Source organism: Pseudomonas atacamensis (assembly GCF_017167965.1).
GTDB lineage: Bacteria > Pseudomonadota > Gammaproteobacteria > Pseudomonadales > Pseudomonadaceae > Aquipseudomonas > Aquipseudomonas atacamensis.
This window is the reverse complement of the sequence record NZ_CP070503.1, coordinates 2,939,739-2,955,199: the sequence shown is the minus strand read 5'-3', so window position 1 is coordinate 2,955,199 and position 15,461 is coordinate 2,939,739. Positions and strand designations below refer to the sequence as shown.

At 58.2% G+C, this 15,461-nt stretch carries 16 protein-coding genes; 12 read left to right on the top strand and 4 right to left on the bottom strand.

The genetic code is table 11. The annotated features are described in order from the left end of the window. Window positions 1-367: 367 nt before the first annotated feature. The 6 genes from JWU58_RS13425 (at window position 368) to JWU58_RS13400 (ending at window position 7,520) form a co-directional block, all read left to right on the top strand. Window positions 368-1,264: a LysR family transcriptional regulator gene (locus tag JWU58_RS13425; RefSeq protein ID WP_016774759.1), complete on the top strand. Its 897-nt coding sequence runs from the start codon at window positions 368-370 to the stop codon at window positions 1,262-1,264. A gap of 323 nt (window positions 1,265-1,587) precedes the next feature. After that, window positions 1,588-2,328, top strand: a complete 741-nt coding sequence (locus JWU58_RS13420) for an SDR family NAD(P)-dependent oxidoreductase (RefSeq protein ID WP_206422152.1) — start codon at window positions 1,588-1,590, stop codon at window positions 2,326-2,328. Between the two features lie 95 nt (window positions 2,329-2,423). After that, window positions 2,424-3,317: a LysR family transcriptional regulator gene (locus JWU58_RS13415; protein ID WP_122706226.1), complete on the top strand. Its 894-nt coding sequence runs from the start codon at window positions 2,424-2,426 to the stop codon at window positions 3,315-3,317. Window positions 3,318-3,522: 205 nt separating this feature from the next. Continuing rightward, window positions 3,523-4,041, top strand: coding sequence for a sigma-70 family RNA polymerase sigma factor (locus JWU58_RS13410; RefSeq protein ID WP_051600722.1), 519 nt, complete (start codon window positions 3,523-3,525; stop codon window positions 4,039-4,041). Then, window positions 4,028-5,008: a FecR domain-containing protein gene (locus JWU58_RS13405; protein ID WP_206422151.1), complete on the top strand. Its 981-nt coding sequence runs from the start codon at window positions 4,028-4,030 to the stop codon at window positions 5,006-5,008. Before JWU58_RS13410 ends, JWU58_RS13405 begins: the two co-directional genes overlap by 14 nt. Before the next feature lie 121 nt (window positions 5,009-5,129). Next, complete coding sequence (locus JWU58_RS13400; RefSeq protein ID WP_206422150.1) at window positions 5,130-7,520, top strand: TonB-dependent siderophore receptor; 2,391 nt, start codon at window positions 5,130-5,132, stop codon at window positions 7,518-7,520. A 71-nt stretch (window positions 7,521-7,591) separates the two neighbouring features. Here JWU58_RS13400 and JWU58_RS13395 read toward each other — a convergent pair whose 3' ends face one another. Continuing rightward, window positions 7,592-7,972 carry a hypothetical protein gene (locus JWU58_RS13395; protein WP_122507382.1) on the bottom strand — a complete coding sequence of 127 codons (381 nt, stop codon included), beginning with the start codon at window positions 7,970-7,972 and terminating at the stop codon, window positions 7,592-7,594. Window positions 7,973-8,382: 410 nt separating this feature from the next. On the opposite strand from JWU58_RS13395, the gene JWU58_RS13390 reads away from it, so the two are divergent. Then, complete coding sequence (locus JWU58_RS13390; RefSeq protein WP_206422149.1) at window positions 8,383-8,868, top strand: DUF6130 family protein; 486 nt, start codon at window positions 8,383-8,385, stop codon at window positions 8,866-8,868. Between the two features lie 59 nt (window positions 8,869-8,927). On the opposite strand, the gene JWU58_RS13385 is transcribed toward JWU58_RS13390, so the two are convergent. The 3 genes from JWU58_RS13385 to JWU58_RS13375 all read right to left on the bottom strand — a co-directional run bounded on the left by JWU58_RS13385 (window position 8,928) and on the right by JWU58_RS13375 (window position 11,772). Next, complete coding sequence (locus JWU58_RS13385) at window positions 8,928-10,382, bottom strand: TrkH family potassium uptake protein (protein ID WP_206422148.1); 1,455 nt, start codon at window positions 10,380-10,382, stop codon at window positions 8,928-8,930. 284 nt (window positions 10,383-10,666) lie between these two features. Then, a complete protein-coding gene (locus tag JWU58_RS13380) occupies window positions 10,667-10,957 on the bottom strand; it encodes a hypothetical protein (RefSeq protein WP_206422147.1) in 291 nt (96 codons plus the stop codon). Beyond that, window positions 10,954-11,772, bottom strand: a complete 819-nt coding sequence (locus tag JWU58_RS13375) for an NAD(P)H-dependent oxidoreductase (RefSeq protein ID WP_206422146.1) — start codon at window positions 11,770-11,772, stop codon at window positions 10,954-10,956. Before JWU58_RS13375 ends, JWU58_RS13380 begins: the two co-directional genes overlap by 4 nt. An 89-nt stretch (window positions 11,773-11,861) precedes the next feature. Here JWU58_RS13375 and JWU58_RS13370 point away from each other — a divergent pair, with 89 nt between their 5' ends. The 5 genes from JWU58_RS13370 to JWU58_RS13350 all read left to right on the top strand — a co-directional run bounded on the left by JWU58_RS13370 (window position 11,862) and on the right by JWU58_RS13350 (window position 15,376). Next, entirely contained in the window at window positions 11,862-12,821 is a 960-nt protein-coding gene (locus tag JWU58_RS13370) for a LysR family transcriptional regulator (RefSeq protein WP_050977893.1), read from the top strand. Between the two features lie 382 nt (window positions 12,822-13,203). Further along, window positions 13,204-13,761 carry a GTP cyclohydrolase I FolE gene (gene folE, locus JWU58_RS13365; RefSeq protein ID WP_041480339.1) on the top strand — a complete coding sequence of 186 codons (558 nt, stop codon included), beginning with the start codon at window positions 13,204-13,206 and terminating at the stop codon, window positions 13,759-13,761. A gap of 45 nt (window positions 13,762-13,806) precedes the next feature. Beyond that, window positions 13,807-14,349: a DUF3833 domain-containing protein gene (locus JWU58_RS13360; protein ID WP_076562880.1), complete on the top strand. Its 543-nt coding sequence runs from the start codon at window positions 13,807-13,809 to the stop codon at window positions 14,347-14,349. Then, window positions 14,346-15,056, top strand: coding sequence for an SDR family oxidoreductase (locus JWU58_RS13355; protein WP_123442450.1), 711 nt, complete (start codon window positions 14,346-14,348; stop codon window positions 15,054-15,056). The genes JWU58_RS13360 and JWU58_RS13355 overlap by 4 nt, the downstream gene beginning before the upstream one ends. Before the next feature lie 14 nt (window positions 15,057-15,070). After that, window positions 15,071-15,376, top strand: a complete 306-nt coding sequence (locus JWU58_RS13350) for a DUF6482 family protein (RefSeq protein WP_016774774.1) — start codon at window positions 15,071-15,073, stop codon at window positions 15,374-15,376. Window positions 15,377-15,461: the final 85 nt, after the last annotated feature.

Genomic DNA, 15,461 nt, shown 5'->3' with positions numbered 1-15,461 from the left:
ACTGTGTCGCGGAATGAGGAACGCCACGGTTTTTGCTGCCATTCTCTGGCGATGGCTTCACGGCTTCATGACGACGCGCCCCAGCGGTTTGCTTCGCTCCGCGAAGTCATGCGCAGCAGCCTGCGATAGGGTAAAGGCCCGTTCAATGACAACCCGTATACGCCCCCGCAATACATCCTGTAGCAGCTTGTCGACACTCGCACGCACTGCCGGCCGCTCGAAAAGTGGCCCCATGTACGCACAGATCAGGACGTCCCCGGGAACCGCTATTGGCGCCAAGGCGCGAACTCCGTAATGTGCAGTTCAGATGTACGTTCTGGTAGTCGCATTCCGTGCGTAGCTGCGTGACAAAAAAAGGAACGTGGAAATGGATATAGAAGAGCTTGAAACCTTTGTAGAAGTGGCCGATGCCGGCGGCATTTCCCGTGCGGCAACGCGCCTGGGCACGTCGAAATCTATCGTCAGTCGCCGGCTTGCCCGCCTGGAAGCAGAGCTGGGCGTGCAACTGATGGCGCGTACCACCCGCGGTGCGGCCCTTACCGAAGCTGGGGCGACCTTCCGCGACTACGCCGCCAGAATATGCGCTGAGGCCGAGTCGGCACGCGATGCGATCTTGCCTTCCGGCGAGCTTTGTGGCCGCCTGCGGATCGCCGCGCCCCTGACTTTGGGGCCAATACATTTCGCGCCGATCCTCGCGGAAATGGCCAGGCGTCACCCACAGCTTCATGTGCAAACGAACTACACCGATCGTTTCGTTGACCTCATCGCCGAGGGGTATGACTGCGCGATACGGGTGGGCTACCTGCCCGATTCCAACATGATCGCCCGGTGTATCGGACCGATCTTTGGCCAATTGGTGGCAAGCCCCGTCTATATCAAGGCGCATGGAGCGCCCGAAACACCCGACGAAGTCGTCAGCCACCAAGCACTGATGCAAGGCAATGAATCGTGGTCATTCATGGATGGTGACACGATGGTTACGGTGCGCCCGCAGGGAACGTTCAAAGCCGACAATGGCACCGCATTGCTGGCCGCAGCTTTGGCCGGCATCGGCATTGCCTGGTTACCTGACTGGGTCACGCATGAGCATTTGGCGAGCGGCGCACTTGTAGCGATCATGACGGATTATCCGCCGCCTCCAGCAGGCGCTTATGTAGTTCGACCGCCAGGCCAGCACCCTGCGCGAAAGATAAGGGTGCTCACCGAATTGCTGCTTGAATACTGCGACCAGGCGGCACATATTCCTGAGTCGCCACAGAGCTGAAAGACCCGATTGCAAGCTCCCTTAGAGTGAGTCCTGAAAGCAAAGTATGGATACCAGGCTTGCTTATTGATCCATCAGAGCTATCGCGGCTAATACGTCCAGTCCTGATCAGCGCACCCGAATATTTCTCCAAAGTTTCATTCCTCACTCGCGAATAACGCCAACACCCGGTTGGATGTTCCGATTTGTGCGACACAGTAATACAACCCACGAGACTACAAACCAAGGAACTGGATCCCTAATATCCGCCCCCGTATCGGCACGCTTGCACCATCCCTGGTGAATGCGCGCGGCCAAATAACTGCATGCCAGACAGGTGAGTAATGATCGATTTGGAAGGAAAACGTGCGTTGGTGACGGGAGGAGCTCGCGGGATCGGCGCCGCTATCGCAGTGGCACTGGCAGAGAATGGCGCCGATGTTGCGTTCACCTACCAGCAGTCGACGGAAAAAGCTGAGGCAGTGGCCAAATTCATCGCTGATAAAGGGCGTCGTGCTATCGCGATTCAAGCCGACAGTGCCAACCCGCAAGCCATTGAATGCGCAGTCGCGCAGGCCATCTCGACGCTGGGCGGCCTCGATATTCTCGTCAATAGCGCGGCTATCGGCTTGAGCGGAATGATCGCCGACATTGATGTAGACGACTATCAAGCACTGATGGATATCAACGTGCGAGGCCCCGTCCTGTTCGCAAAGGCGGTCATCCCGCATCTGCCCGCTGGCGGAAGAATCATCACAATTGGCTCGGGACTGGCAGAGCGGGTGCCCTTTGCGGGTGTAACAGCCTATGCAATGTCCAAGTCGGCGTTGCTCGCATTCACCCGGGGTTTGTCACGTGAACTCGGCCCCACCGGCATAACCGTTAATCTTGTTCAGCCGGGATCGGTCGACACCGACGCAAATCCAGCCTTCGGCCCCGCCGGCGACTTTCAGCGGAGCCTGTCGTCCTTGGGACGTTTTGGCGAGCCTCGCGAGGTTGCGAGTGCGGTGGTCTATCTGGCCAGTCCTGCCGCGAGCCTGATCACTGGCGCCATCCTGACCGTGGACGGCGGTGCGATCGCTTGACTAACGCTCAGGCAGCTGTCCGCAGTGGACGGCAGCCATGGACTGTTGGTCAGGGGTTGAAACGCACTAATGGCCATTTGCAGAGGCAGGAAGCATTGGATATTGATGATCTTCGAACCTTCGTCGAGGTAGCCGACGCGGGCGGTGTTTCGTCGGCGGCCCGGCGACTGGGTGTTGCGAAATCGATAATAAGCCGCAGGCTTCTGAAGCTGGAAACCCAACTGGGTGTGCAGCTATTGGCCAGGACAACCCGTGGTGCTGCTGTCACCGAAGCGGGAGCCGCCTTGCGAGAGTATGCGGCGCGGATCGTCGCTGAGTTTGACGCGGCCAGGGACGCCATTGTTCCAGATGGAGACCTTCGAGGTCGCTTCCGGATCGCAGCACCGATCTCGTACGGCCCGACACATATTGCCCCCGTGCTTGCTGAAATGGGGCGACGCCACCCTCTCCTGCACATTCATGCAAGTTACAGCGATCGTATCGTCGATCTGATTGGCGAGGGCTTCGATTGTGCTATTCGGGTCGGCCATTTACAGAGCTCCAATTTCATCGCAAAGCGTGTGGGCAGCATTCACGGCAAACTCGTGGCAAGCCCAGGCTATGTGAGTACACATGGAGCGCCAGAGGCTCCCCACGAGATTCTTGCGCATGAATCTCTTATGCAAGGTGCGGAAACCTGGCGGTTTATGGATGGCCAAAAGTCCATCATGGTTAATCCCCAAGGGCGCTTCAAGGCTGACAATCCTGTCGCGCTCGCCGCGGCAGCCGTTGCAGGTCTGGGTCTAGGGTACCTTTCTGACAGCGTCATCGACGAGCACATCAAATCTGGCGCATTGGTGTCCGTCATGCACAGATATCCCCCTGTTCCGGCGGGTATTTACATTGTTCGCCCCCAAAGCCAGCACCCTGCGCGAAAGATACGGGTGCTGACGGACATGCTGGTCGATTGGTTCGCAGATGTGAGCCCGGGCAACGTCCTCTCCCTTTAGAAGGCAAGCCACTCGGGTAGAAGGCAAGCCACTCGGGACGGCGAGCGTTCAATCTATCCAATTGCCGGACGCATCTTCCACTCGTAGTTCCTGCACAACCATGCCATTCGCCTGCATGCAGGCGCTGAGCTGCGCATGTTTGCCTAAGATCAATCGCCTGAGTAGAATGCGATTCATTATCAATCATGTATGTCCCGGGATGCCGATGCGTAGCGACGAAACACTAGGTACTGCAGATCCAGGGCTGCTCTATCGCACCCACTTCTCGTGGTTACAGGGCTGGCTGATTCGGCGCATCGGCTGTCGCGACAACGCCGCAGATCTGGCGCAGGACACCTTTGTGCGAGTGCTCAAGCACCGCCATCAGTCCGGCGCCCTGCGCGAGCCACGCGCCTATTTGAGCAGCATTGCCCGCGGGTTGATGATTGATCAGTATCGTCGTCGCGAACTCGAACGTGCCTACCTGGAAAGCATCACCTTGCTGCCGCAACACGAGGTTCCCTCGGAAGAAAGCCGGTTGATGATTCTTGATGCCCTCGAGCGCATAGACCGTCTGCTCGACTCGCTTAAACCAAGAGTTCGCCAGGCGTTTTTATTTGCCCGACTCGACGGTCTGACCTGCGCACAAATCGCCGAAAAGCTCGGTGTTTCCCGCGCGACGGTGGAGCGCGACCTGGCCACGGCCCTGCAACACTGCTATCGCTTGCGTTATGTCGAGGCCTGAGCCCGAGGCGCTGGATCCGGCCATTGTCGAGCAGGCAATCCAATGGCTGGTGCGCCTTCGCTTCAATCAAGCCGATGAACAGGCACAGCGCACGTTCGAGCAATGGCTGCAGCAGCGCCCGGAGCATGGATTGGCGTGGCAGCGTGTGGAAACGCTTGGCGATGAATTCGAAGGCGTGCCAGCTCAACTGGCTCGACAAACCCTTAAGGGCGCCCAGCAGGGAATGCGCCGGCGGGAAAGCCTGAAGCTACTGGGCGTATTGGCGACCGTCGGCACGGCAGCCTGGCTCGGCCGCGACTACACCCCCCTGCCCTCCATGCTTGCACAGCAGCGCAGCAGCACCGGCGAGCAACGACGTTTCCAACTCGATGATGGCAGCCTTATCCAGCTCAATAGCGATAGCGCCGTCGACAGCGATTTCGACGCCGAGCGACGCCTGATCATCCTGCGCCGTGGTGAAATCATCGTGAATGTCGGTGCGGATCAACACTCGCCGCAAGCGCGACCGTTGTGGGTGCAATCACGCGACGGGATCATGCGAGCCCACAGCTCGCGCTTTCTGGTCCGCGAGCGTGACGACGGCACTCTGGTCGCGGCCCAGGAAGGATCAGTCACGGTGTTCCCCGGCTCCAGTCAAACGCCTGCGAGCCGCAACGTCCTGGCAGGAAATCAACTGCTGTTCACCTCAAGTGACGCCCGAAGGTTCAGGGACAACGGCCTTGATCTATGGGGTTGGGGTGACGGAGTGATCAGTGCGAACCATATGCGCCTTGGTGACTTCATCGCAGAGTTGTCGCGTTATCGCCCAGGAGTCCTGCGCTGCGCGGAAGAGGTCGCTGATCGACGCGTTTCCGGCACCTTCCAGCTCGCCGACAACGATCGGGTCCTGGCATTGATCGCGCAGTCACTGCGCCTGCACATTGATTACCGAACCCGTTACTGGGTCACCGTAACCGCTGCCACCTGACTCCACCCGAATATTTTTTCGCTACCTGAAAAATAATGAGGTGGTTTCTCATTCTCGTTCGACCTCTAAGGAAGGCCGGAATACAGGCCAGTCTGCCGATGTCCTTTCTTGGAGCGAGAAAATGAGTTCGTCCCCGGTTTCACAGCGCCATCCATTAAGTCGTGCCATGCACGGTGCGATCCTGGGTTTGATCGTGAGCAGCTACGCATTGCCATCGCTGGCGCAAACCTCGGGCGCTGATCACAGCAATCAAGTCAAACAGTGGAATATCGCCCCCGGGCCACTGGCGCCAGCGCTTGACCGCTTTGCGCGCGAGGCTGGCATCAGTCTTTCCTTCGACGCCTCGAGTGTGGCGAACCGCACCACGGCTGGGGTGAATGGCTCGCTCGATACATCGGCAGCGCTGTCATCGTTGCTCCAGGGCAGCGAATTGCAGGTCGAACAGCAAGGCCCGAATGCTTACCTGCTGACCCCTCAAGCAAAAACCGCCGGCCCGTTGGAGCTCGACGCAACGGCTGTTGAGGATTACCGCCTTGCCCCGCTCATCATCAATGCCAAGGTTCGGGTCAGTGCCGACGACGACGCCAACTCGGTGGTTGCCAAGGAACTCTGGGTGGGCGGCAAGGTGGCCACCAGCATTCTCAATACGCCGGCATCGGTGTCGGTGGTGACCAACAAGGAAATGCAGCAGCGCAGCGTCAGCACCACGGAAGAAGCGCTGCAATACACGCCGGGCGTGGTCAGCGACTTTTATGGTACGGATGATCGCAACGACTATTTCCAGATCCGCGGCTTCCAGGCCACCACCTACCGTGACGGCTTGACCCTCAGCTCGATGCGCGGCGTACGCGAAGACCCATTCGCTTATGAGCGCATCGAGATTCTGCGTGGCGCCAACTCCACCCTGTTTGGCCCTGCGGACCCGGGCGGTTCGGTAAATTTCGTGACCAAACAGCCGCGCTTCGAGAAGTTTGGCCAAGGCTATGTGACCTACGGTTCGTTTGACCATGTCGAGACCGGCATCGATGTCGGCGATGCGCTGAACGACGAGAAAACCCTGGCTGGCCGCTTTACTGCCAAAGGCCAGAATAGCGATCGCGAGTACGATCATTCGCAGGACGACAACCAGTTGTTTATGGGTGGCCTCACCTGGGCACCGACGGATTACACGTCGGCCACGATGATTCTGGACTACCTGAAAACCGAAAGTTCGCCCAACAGCGGCGGCTATCCACTGGATCGGGAATACGACCGCAGCAAGTTTTATGGCGAGCCCAGCTACAACTTCCACGATGTCGAGCGCACCAGCCTCAGCGGTAACGTCACCCATGATTTCGACAACGGTTTCGTGCTGCGCAGCAATCTGCGTTACAGCAAGTTGACCGATGATTTCGGCTACGTGTACCTCAGCGACAGCGCCGCACGTGTCGGTACTAGCGTCGATCGGTACCTGTTTGGAACCGACACTGAAGCCGACCAGTTCAACGGCAATCTGATGCTGCAATACGATGCCCGCTTCGAGAACATCGACAGCAGCAGCCTGGTGGGCGTGGAATACCTCGATTCGACCACCAAGGAAAGCTCGGTCTACGCCCTGACGACCCCGATCGATATTGCCAACCCCGTGTTTACTGGCGTTCCACGCTCAATCGCGCCGTATGCCGTCAACAAGCGAGACGCGACCACCAAGGCCGTCTTCCTTCAGCAGAACCTGTCGTTCTATGAACGCTTCATCGTCACCGGGGGTGTGCGCAACGACTCGATGGACCTGACCAGCAAAGGCTTGCAATCCACTGAGAAAGACACCTTCTCCGAAACCTCCTACCGAGGTGCGTTGACCTATATCGTCAACGATGAGGTGTCCACCTACGTGAGCATGGTCGAATCCGTCTCGCCGCCGCAGGTTGGCGTGACACCGCAGACAGGCAGGCAGTACGAAGTGGGCGTGAAGTATGCGCCGATGGGAATGGATGCACTGTTCTCCGCCGCCGTGTATGACCTGACCCAGGAAAACGTCACCATCGCCGTGGTGCTGCCGAGCGGCATCATCGAGCAGCAGACAGTGGGCGAATCGCGCGCGCGTGGCCTCGACCTGGAGGCCAAGGCGCAGGTGACGCAAAACCTGAGCCTGATCGGTGGCTATTCCTACATGGAGTCCGAAGTATTGCGCGGTTCGTTGTACGACGGCAGCTCGCTGAAGGGTAACGAGTTCGCCACGGCACCCAAACATTCCGCTTCGCTCTGGAGTTACTACGACGTACCCGCCACTGATGTCAGCGTGGGCCTGGGTGCGCGCTACGTCGGCGCTTATTACTTCGATGCAGCCAACTCCGGCAAAAGCGATGGCACTACCCTGTTCGACGCCGCCTTCAACTACAAGATCGCCAAGGGCACCGACCTGGCGGTGAACGTCAGCAACCTGCTGGATGAGCAGCACGTGGTCGGCTCCGGCACCGCGAACTTCTACAACCCGGGCCGCGAGATTACCGCCAAGCTGAGCTACAACTGGTAAGCAGACGGGTCAGCGTTTTCCCCACACAGAAAACGGTGCCCGCGTTACCGCGGGCACCTTCGACTTGGTTGTTAGCCGCCGACCTCACGCAAAATTCTCTCAAGCTCAGGACGGGTCCACCTCTCCCAAGGGAATACCTCCCGGTCATCGCCGCTGTGCCAATACTCGCCCGCATCAAATGCCTGATAGATCGAAAATGCCGGCTCGGGCATCTCTGCGTACAAGGACAGATCGACGATATCGCTGATGACAATATTCATCACCTCATCACAGTAGTGAAAATCGCGGCCGCCGGTGATAAACAGTCTTGCCACTGAGATCGCCAACTGATTGAGAAGATCGCGGCTGTCGATCTGCAGGTGCTCACACATAACATTTAATTCGGTGTTTGGGGCTTTCTCAATCATTCCCAGTACGTAATCAAGCTCGGCATCACTAAGACCTGTGGCCATATGATCAAAGTACTCGTGAGTTCGGTTTTGCGATGGATTCAGGACAAGCCTGTTAGAAAACATGTTGGCAGATTTGCTGTTAAGCGACAGCTATGGTTCGAAAGCAGCTTCTGATTGGGTGGTCCCGTTTTCCCCCGGGGCTTATTCGGCAGAGGTCGACTTGGACTGTCATCAGATAAACGTGACAAAGCGGGTATCGAGACCCGCGCTCACTGGCGCTAGCGAATTGAGATAGTACACAAACACAAGGGTGGCCGCTTTTGGGTATTTGGCGATCCGTGACACGGAGATCGGCCAGAAGCGGCCAGTCAGTATCGATGAGATACGTTGGATGATTCCATTTTCAAATGAGCCGCGGGCAATACCCAGGTTGATCTACGCTTGAATGAAATCACGCGGAGAAACCGATCATGTCCCTCGCTCCCGGAAGTCTATTGGCCCTGGCTTTGGGTGTCTGCTTTTGCCCATCCGTGCTCGGACAAGGGGCAGCAGACAGCGATTCTCCGCTGGCGATACTGCCCTTGGCATCCGAGAGTGCGCCGAGACTCATTGCCTACCCGCCGCTTGCCGAGCCGCTCGCCCGTGGAGTGGTCATCATCCAGTTTCGAACAGAGCACGCCAGGATCATGCCGGTATTTGGCAAAGTGGCTGCTGAGGTATCGCCACGCTTAGGTCACCTTCACGTGACCGTCGATGACTGGAAAGGTACGTGGGCGCACACCAGTGAAGACCCGATTATCCTGGTCGGGCTAACGCCCGGTCCTCACAAGGTTCTCTTGGAAGTGGCCGACCCGACGCACCGGATCATCACCAGTACGACAGTGAGTTTTACAGTACCGGAGAAGAAACCGATGGACGCTCCCCGTACTGACGATGATCACGCGGTAAAGCCATGACTGCCCTGCTATTCACCGAAACAGGCAACAATCGGCGTCTCTGCCAGCGAATGACTGGCTCAATATCTCCAGAAAACCGGGGTCACGAGCACCAACACCGTCAGGATCTCTAACCTGCCTAGCAGCATGCCAACGGTGAGTAGCCATTTGGCCGCATCGGGCAGTGACGAGAAATTACCTGCCGGGCCGATGATTGTGCCCAGGCCGGGGCCGACGTTACACACCGCCGTAGCGGCACCGCTCAGAGCGGTAATCCAATCAAGCCCGATCAGTGCCAGGCCCAAAGCGATGGCGGCAATCGTGATGGTGAAAAAAAACGAGAAGGTCAGCAGCGAACGGACGATCTCCTCGTCGATGGGATGGCCGTTGTATTTTTTCTGAATCACGGCCCGAGGGTGAATCAACTGCTTCAAGCTGCTGACCAGAAGCGCGGCAGCCACCTGAAAACGGAAGATTTTCAGCCCGCCTGCCGTTGAGCCGGAGCAGCCACCGACGAAGGTCAGATAGAAAAACAGCAACACAGCGAAGCTGCCCCACAAGGTGTAGTCGCCAACCGCAATTCCGGTGGTCGTGACGACCGAGGTCACATTGACCGCCACGATACGAAACGCGTCCCACCATCCGTAGTCGCTGTGCAAATACAGCCAGGTACCTACCGCCAACGATGTGACCAGCAGGAACCCAATAAACCCGCGTACCTGGTGGTCCCTGATCAGCGCACGCCGATTGCCGCGACAGGTTGCGACGTACAAGGTGAATGGCAGACTGCCCAGAATCATGATGACTACCGCCACCCAGTGAATTGCTGGCTGCTCCCAATGCCCGAGGGAGGAATCCGACGTCGAGAACCCGCCGGTAGAGATCAACGACATTGCGTGATTGATCGCTTCGAATGGGGTCATTCCTGCGAGCCAGAGCGCCAATGTGCCGATACCCGTCAGGCCCAGATAGAGCAAAAGAATGTACTTGGCTGCGACATGAGAACGTGGTGTCACTTTCTCCGACCAGTCCGAGGACTCTGTCTGGAAAAGACGCATGCCGCCGACTCGCAAGAGCGGAAGAATCGCGACAGCCATGCCGATAAAACCGATGCCGCCTAGCCAGTGCAGCATGGAACGCCAGATCAACAAGCCGGGAGAGGCGCTATCCAGACCGGTGAGTACCGTCGAGCCAGTGGTTGTGATGCCCGACATCGTTTCAAAGAATGCATCGGTGTAGCTGATATCGCTGATGAAAACCATGGGTAGAGCCGCGAAGGCGCAGACAATGACCCAGCTCGCGGTAGTCAGCAGATACATGTCTCTGGGGCGAAGATTGCCGGCGTCCGGACGCCCTCGCACGATCAACAGCAGACCACAGATGAAGGTAATCAGACTCGACCAGAGGAAGGCCGACAGATCGTCGCTACGCTCATGGACCACCAGCGTGACCATGGGTATAGCCATGCTTACCGCCAGGGTGATCAGAAAAATACCCAAGATGAAGCCGATAAGCCGAATTGCTGCGAGGGACATCACGATAGCGTTCCAAATTAGCGCCGCGCAGTATCGAATGCCTCCCATAAAGACTGCGTAAATTCTCCGTAAAATTTTTACCTGCAATCAGTCAGGTTGCGGGAGTCAAAGCGTGGCTATGAGTCAATTACAGGCCTTCGCAACAGGCCGGAAACGGCAGAAGCCGCCAGTGCCAGCCCTCTTCGCATCAAACGAGTCCCGGCCTGACGCTGCATGTTGCGCGTAAAATCTGGCTGCAGCATGCAGCGCCGTGCAAACGGGAGTTGATCTGCGCTGATCGCTCATCAGGAGGAAACGAGTTTCTCGTAATCAGAGAAGGGCTTGAGCGCGCAGTACTGCACGTGTAGCAGATTCCCTTTGACGTAAGGCAGCGCCTCGATGTAATCACGCGCCTCTTCGAAGGTGACGGACTCCAGTTCAAACGCGGCACCGGGACCATCGGCCAGCCCATGAACTGCGCGCACGATACCGCCAGCGAAGCCTTGCCAAACGTGCAATACCTCCGGTTTCGCCAGCCGCTTGAAGTCTTCTGCCGCTCCATCAGCACGGCGAGTCAGAATCACGAAGGTTTTCATGTCACCTCCTCCGTTTTCAGCTGCTTGCGCTGGATTGTTTCACCATAAGCGACGTGCGCCATTATGCCGCTCTGGCCCACGGCCACATGCGGTTTAAGCTCATTGCGGGGAGTGTAGTCCCCACCGTTTTGGGGCCGGAAGGGTATTGGCGCATCTGTGAACAAATCCTCGAGTCGGGTGCGCCAAGCCTCTTTAGCTGCGACGGCATCTGCGGCGGTCAAGTTGCCAGTGCCGTATATGGCGAACGTCGGCAGCACATCGAACCCAGGAAAGTAGAGTGAGCCGTGCGTGATCGGAAACAGCAATTGCTCGAGTGGTCCGTTGATGCCGCGCGGCGAGTAGTCTTCTGCGGGGCCGCCGACAGCGACTGACAACATGGCCCGCTTGCCTTTGAAAGCGCCGTCACCATAGCGGTAGGCGTTGCCAGCGTCCTTGTAGCCGTGGGCGAGTCCGGCTGCCCAGACGCGATCTATCCATCCCTTCATGATGGCCGGCATGCCGTACCACCAGAGCGGAAACTGGAAGATGACTACGTCTGCCGCTAGAACCTTGTCTTGCTCCGTAGCCACGTCAGGGCTTTGGCTGCGATGACGATAGGCGTGGGCGGACTCTGCTCCGAACGAGAGCCGCTGAGGGTTGGCCCGCTGAGGAAAGTCGTGCTCGTCGAATATCGCTTTCCAGCCCATGGCGTATAGATCGGATTGCAGGACCTCGTGTCCTTGCGCAGTCAAGCATTCAACAGACACATCCACCAGTTGCCGCGTTAGCGACGAAGGCTCGGGATGGGCATAGATGATCAGTACTTTTTTCGACATGAAGGACGGCTCCGCTGTGATTTCGAAGGAGTGTCGCGGGGCCCGGGCCATCTGTGAAATCGCAAAAGTTTGCTGCTAACATAAGATCGATGGATACCAGACGCCTTGATCTAAATCTGCTTGTGACGTTGGAGGCCCTTCTCATTGAGCAGAACGTGACCCGGGCTGCCGCTCGTCTGCATTTGAGCCAGCCAGCAGTCAGCGCTCAGTTGAGCCGTCTGCGCGACGTCTTCAACGACCCTCTTCTGATCCCCGCGCAGCGTGGAATGACGCCCACCGTCAAAGCCTTGGAGCTGCTCGTGCCGCTTCGCCAAGCACTTGACCAGGTAAGGGCGACCGTCACTACTCACCTGAATTTCGAGCCCGCGACGGCGAGCCTGACGGTATCAATCGCCTGCACGGATTACGTGCAGGCGGTTTTGATCAAACATCTCGTTGTCGCCATGCGACGCGAAGCGCCGGGTGTCCGCATCGCACTGCGCGTCTTGGACGTACCACAGCTGGAGCTGCAGATGACCCGCGGCGAGGTGGATCTGGCCGTGATAAACATGAACGGGGTTCCGCCCGCACTGCACTCGCAACACCTCTATGATGAGAGTTACGTGCTGATCGGGCGTCGTGGGCATCCAAGCCTGCGCGCGGGCCTGACCGTGGATGAGTTCGCGCAGCTGGAACATGTCGTGGTGTCACTGCGCGGCGGAGGCTTCTCTACCTCGGTGGATCACGCCTTGGTAGCGCACGGGCTGCGGCGTAACGTCGTTCATTCAGCGTCGTCATTCCTTCCAGTACCGGAGTTGGTCGCGCAGTCGGATTGTGTGGCCCTGGTTCCAAGTCGTCTTGTAGACGGTCGCAGCGAGCAACTGCTGTGCGTAGCCCCTCCCTTGCCGGTGGAAGGTTTTGCGATTGGCTTGTTCTGGCATGAGCGGTCGGATGGGCACGCCGGCTTCAAATGGGTACGTGAGTTCATCACTCGCGTGGCCGATTCTCGTGCATCCGATTATGGCAACCCAAGAACTCTGACAACCTTAAAACCCGTCCAGACAAGCTAGCGTGTCGAGTACTCGATAGGTCAAAGGCTCGCTGGTTGGCTCGCTCTTGCAAGCTCGTTGAGGCAATAAATTTCCATCCATCTCCTTACGGTCGATTATGGGTTTTTATCGGCATACCTGAATGACTGTTTTTGGCCGTCAGCGGTCATTCGCCACCGGCAGCTATCGAGATGCCCGTACATCGGCCCCAAGCAAGCCCCTCACTAAACCTGTCCCCACGTTTGTCCTGCCTGAACTCTCAAACCCGCACAAAAAAACCACCGATGCGTTGTCAGTTGATCCTTTTCAGCCTATCTTCAATAAAACCTATACAGCCAACCTGTATGCGTACAACCTTTTCACCCGACAGTGTCCCTAACCCGCACCGCCACGAGTAACCCGAATGAGCCCACTACTAGCCAGCCATTACCGTGAAATCCTCGTTGGCGTCGGTGAGAACCCGGAACGCGAGGGTTTGCTGGACACGCCCCAGCGCGCCGCCAAGGCGATGCAATACCTGTGCAACGGATACGGGATGAGCCTGGAAGACGTCACCAACGGTGCGCTGTTCGAGTCGCAGAGCGATGAGATGGTGATCGTCAGTGATATCGAGCTTTATTCGCTGTGTGAGCATCACATGCTGCCGTTTATTGGCAAGGCGCATGTGGCGTATATCCCCACTGGCCGGGTGTTGGGGCTGTCGAAGGTGGCGCGGGTGGTCGACATGTTCGCGCGGCGCTTGCAGATCCAGGAAAACCTCACTCGGCAGATTGCTCAGGCGATCCAGCAGATCACCGATGCCGCCGGTGTCGCGGTGGTTATTGAAGCCAGGCACATGTGCATGATGATGCGCGGCGTCGAGAAGCAGAATTCGATCATGACCTCCTCGGTCATGCTCGGTGCCTTTCGCGACAGCTCGACGACGCGGCAGGAATTTCTCCAGCTCATCGGACGGCGCTAGGCCTATACACAATCTGTTACCTGTACAAGCTCAAGGAGTAGGCACATGACCCGATTTCTGCTGCTGTTAGGACTGGCGCTCAGCATCGCAAGCTGCGGCAGTGTCGATGTTGCTCGTTATGCGGATCAGCAACCGGCATTGAATCTGGAGCAGTTTTTCAGCCAGCCCGTCAAAGCTTGGGGGATGTTCCAGAAGCGCAACGGCGAAGTGGTCAAGCGTTTCGAGGTCGATATCGCCAGCCGTCGTGAAGGTGAAAACCTGATCCTCGACGAGCGCTTCCGTTACAGCGACGGCACCCGTGAGCGTCGGGTCTGGACCCTCACTCCCGGGGGCAATGGTCAGTGGAGCGGTCGCGCGCATGATGTGGTCGGTGTCGCACAGGGCCAGATCGCAGGCAACACCTTCCACTGGCGTTATCGCCTGAATCTGCCGGTCGACGACTCGACTTACGAGATGAGCATGGACGACTGGATGTATCTGGTCGACGAAGACACGTTGATCAACCGCACCCGTATGTCCAAGTGGGGTTTCGAAGTCGGTCAGGTGACGGTGTTCTTCCGGCGCCAGAACGCTGGAGCGAACCCATGAGCAGTGGGTTGACCCTGGCCTCGTTCGGCGACGGATATCGCGCTTTGGTGATCGGCGCCAGTGGCGCCCTCGGCACGGCGTTCTGCCAACATCTGCAACAGGATCCACGCTGCGCCAGCGTCCGTACGCTGGGACGCGATACCGTGCCGAAGCTCGACCTCGAGCAGCCCGAAACGATCGCCAGCGCCGCCGCCGAACTGGCAGGCGAAGCGCCTTATCACCTGATCATTCACGCGGCCGGCCTCCTCCATCGCGACCAAGTCAAGCCGGAAAAAAGCTACAGCGCGATCGAAGCCGAGTCGCTGCAGGCCGTGTTCCAGGTCAACACGCTGGGGCCGGCGTTGCTGCTGCGCGACTTTTTGCCATTGCTTGCGCCTCAAGGCGCGATGGCAATGCTGTCGGCGAAAGTCGGCAGCATCGGCGACAACCGTTTGGGCGGCTGGTACGCCTATCGCGCCTCCAAGGCTGCGCTGAACATGCTGATCAAGACCGCCGCCATCGAGCTTTCGCGCACGCGACCGCAGAGTCGCTTGCTCAGCCTGCACCCGGGCACGGTGGTCTCGCCGTTGTCGCAACCTTTTCGCGGAGCCTCGAGCGCCCGCCCGGCAGACATTGCCGCTGCGCAATTACTGAGTCTGATTGACACGCTGACGCCGGCCGATAGCGGCCATTTCTTCGCCTACGATGGAGAACGCCTGCCCTGGTAGGCAAGGAGTGAAGCATGAATCTGCAAACCCTCACCGAACGTGCGGCCAACAGTGAAGTTCGCGAACTGGAGCTGCTGTCACTCGAAGGTGGATTTTATCTGGCGAGAATTCGCGTAGATCAGGGCCAGTTCACCTTGCTCGATGATGCGGCCAAGCCAATGCATCTGCGTTCAATCACCCACCTGCGCGACTTGCTGCAGACCGTGCCGGCGTTTCCCTGCGTACTGGTGCAACAATGCGTGCACGACGAAATGTGCGGCCGGGATTCAGGGCCGGTCGAAGAGCTGCGCATTCCATTTTCGCTGACCACGCCGTTATGACGCCGAAGCGAGGCAAGCGCTGCATGGCAGGCTGATAAGGCGCGCGTCGCCCAAGGGCGACGCATTTATCGAACCCCTGCCCCGT

Bases quoted from the DNA above. Each gene is read 5' to 3' on its own strand.
- JWU58_RS13425 (WP_016774759.1), top strand. From the start codon at position 368: ATGGATATAGAAGAGCTTGAAACCTTTGTAGAAGTGGCCGATGCCGGC.
- JWU58_RS13420 (WP_206422152.1), top strand. From the start codon at position 1,588: ATGATCGATTTGGAAGGAAAACGTGCGTTGGTGACGGGAGGAGCTCGC.
- JWU58_RS13410 (WP_051600722.1), top strand. From the start codon at position 3,523: ATGCGTAGCGACGAAACACTAGGTACTGCAGATCCAGGGCTGCTCTAT.
- JWU58_RS13405 (WP_206422151.1), top strand. From the start codon at position 4,028: ATGTCGAGGCCTGAGCCCGAGGCGCTGGATCCGGCCATTGTCGAGCAG.
- JWU58_RS13400 (WP_206422150.1), top strand. From the start codon at position 5,130: ATGAGTTCGTCCCCGGTTTCACAGCGCCATCCATTAAGTCGTGCCATG.
- JWU58_RS13395 (WP_122507382.1), bottom strand. From the start codon at position 7,972: ATGGCCACAGGTCTTAGTGATGCCGAGCTTGATTACGTACTGGGAATG.
- JWU58_RS13390 (WP_206422149.1), top strand. From the start codon at position 8,383: ATGTCCCTCGCTCCCGGAAGTCTATTGGCCCTGGCTTTGGGTGTCTGC.
- JWU58_RS13385 (WP_206422148.1), bottom strand. From the start codon at position 10,382: ATGTCCCTCGCAGCAATTCGGCTTATCGGCTTCATCTTGGGTATTTTT.
- JWU58_RS13380 (WP_206422147.1), bottom strand. From the start codon at position 10,957: ATGAAAACCTTCGTGATTCTGACTCGCCGTGCTGATGGAGCGGCAGAA.
- JWU58_RS13375 (WP_206422146.1), bottom strand. From the start codon at position 11,772: ATGTCGAAAAAAGTACTGATCATCTATGCCCATCCCGAGCCTTCGTCG.
- JWU58_RS13370 (WP_050977893.1), top strand. From the start codon at position 11,862: ATGGATACCAGACGCCTTGATCTAAATCTGCTTGTGACGTTGGAGGCC.
- folE (WP_041480339.1), top strand. From the start codon at position 13,204: ATGAGCCCACTACTAGCCAGCCATTACCGTGAAATCCTCGTTGGCGTC.
- JWU58_RS13360 (WP_076562880.1), top strand. From the start codon at position 13,807: ATGACCCGATTTCTGCTGCTGTTAGGACTGGCGCTCAGCATCGCAAGC.
- JWU58_RS13355 (WP_123442450.1), top strand. From the start codon at position 14,346: ATGAGCAGTGGGTTGACCCTGGCCTCGTTCGGCGACGGATATCGCGCT.
- JWU58_RS13350 (WP_016774774.1), top strand. From the start codon at position 15,071: ATGAATCTGCAAACCCTCACCGAACGTGCGGCCAACAGTGAAGTTCGC.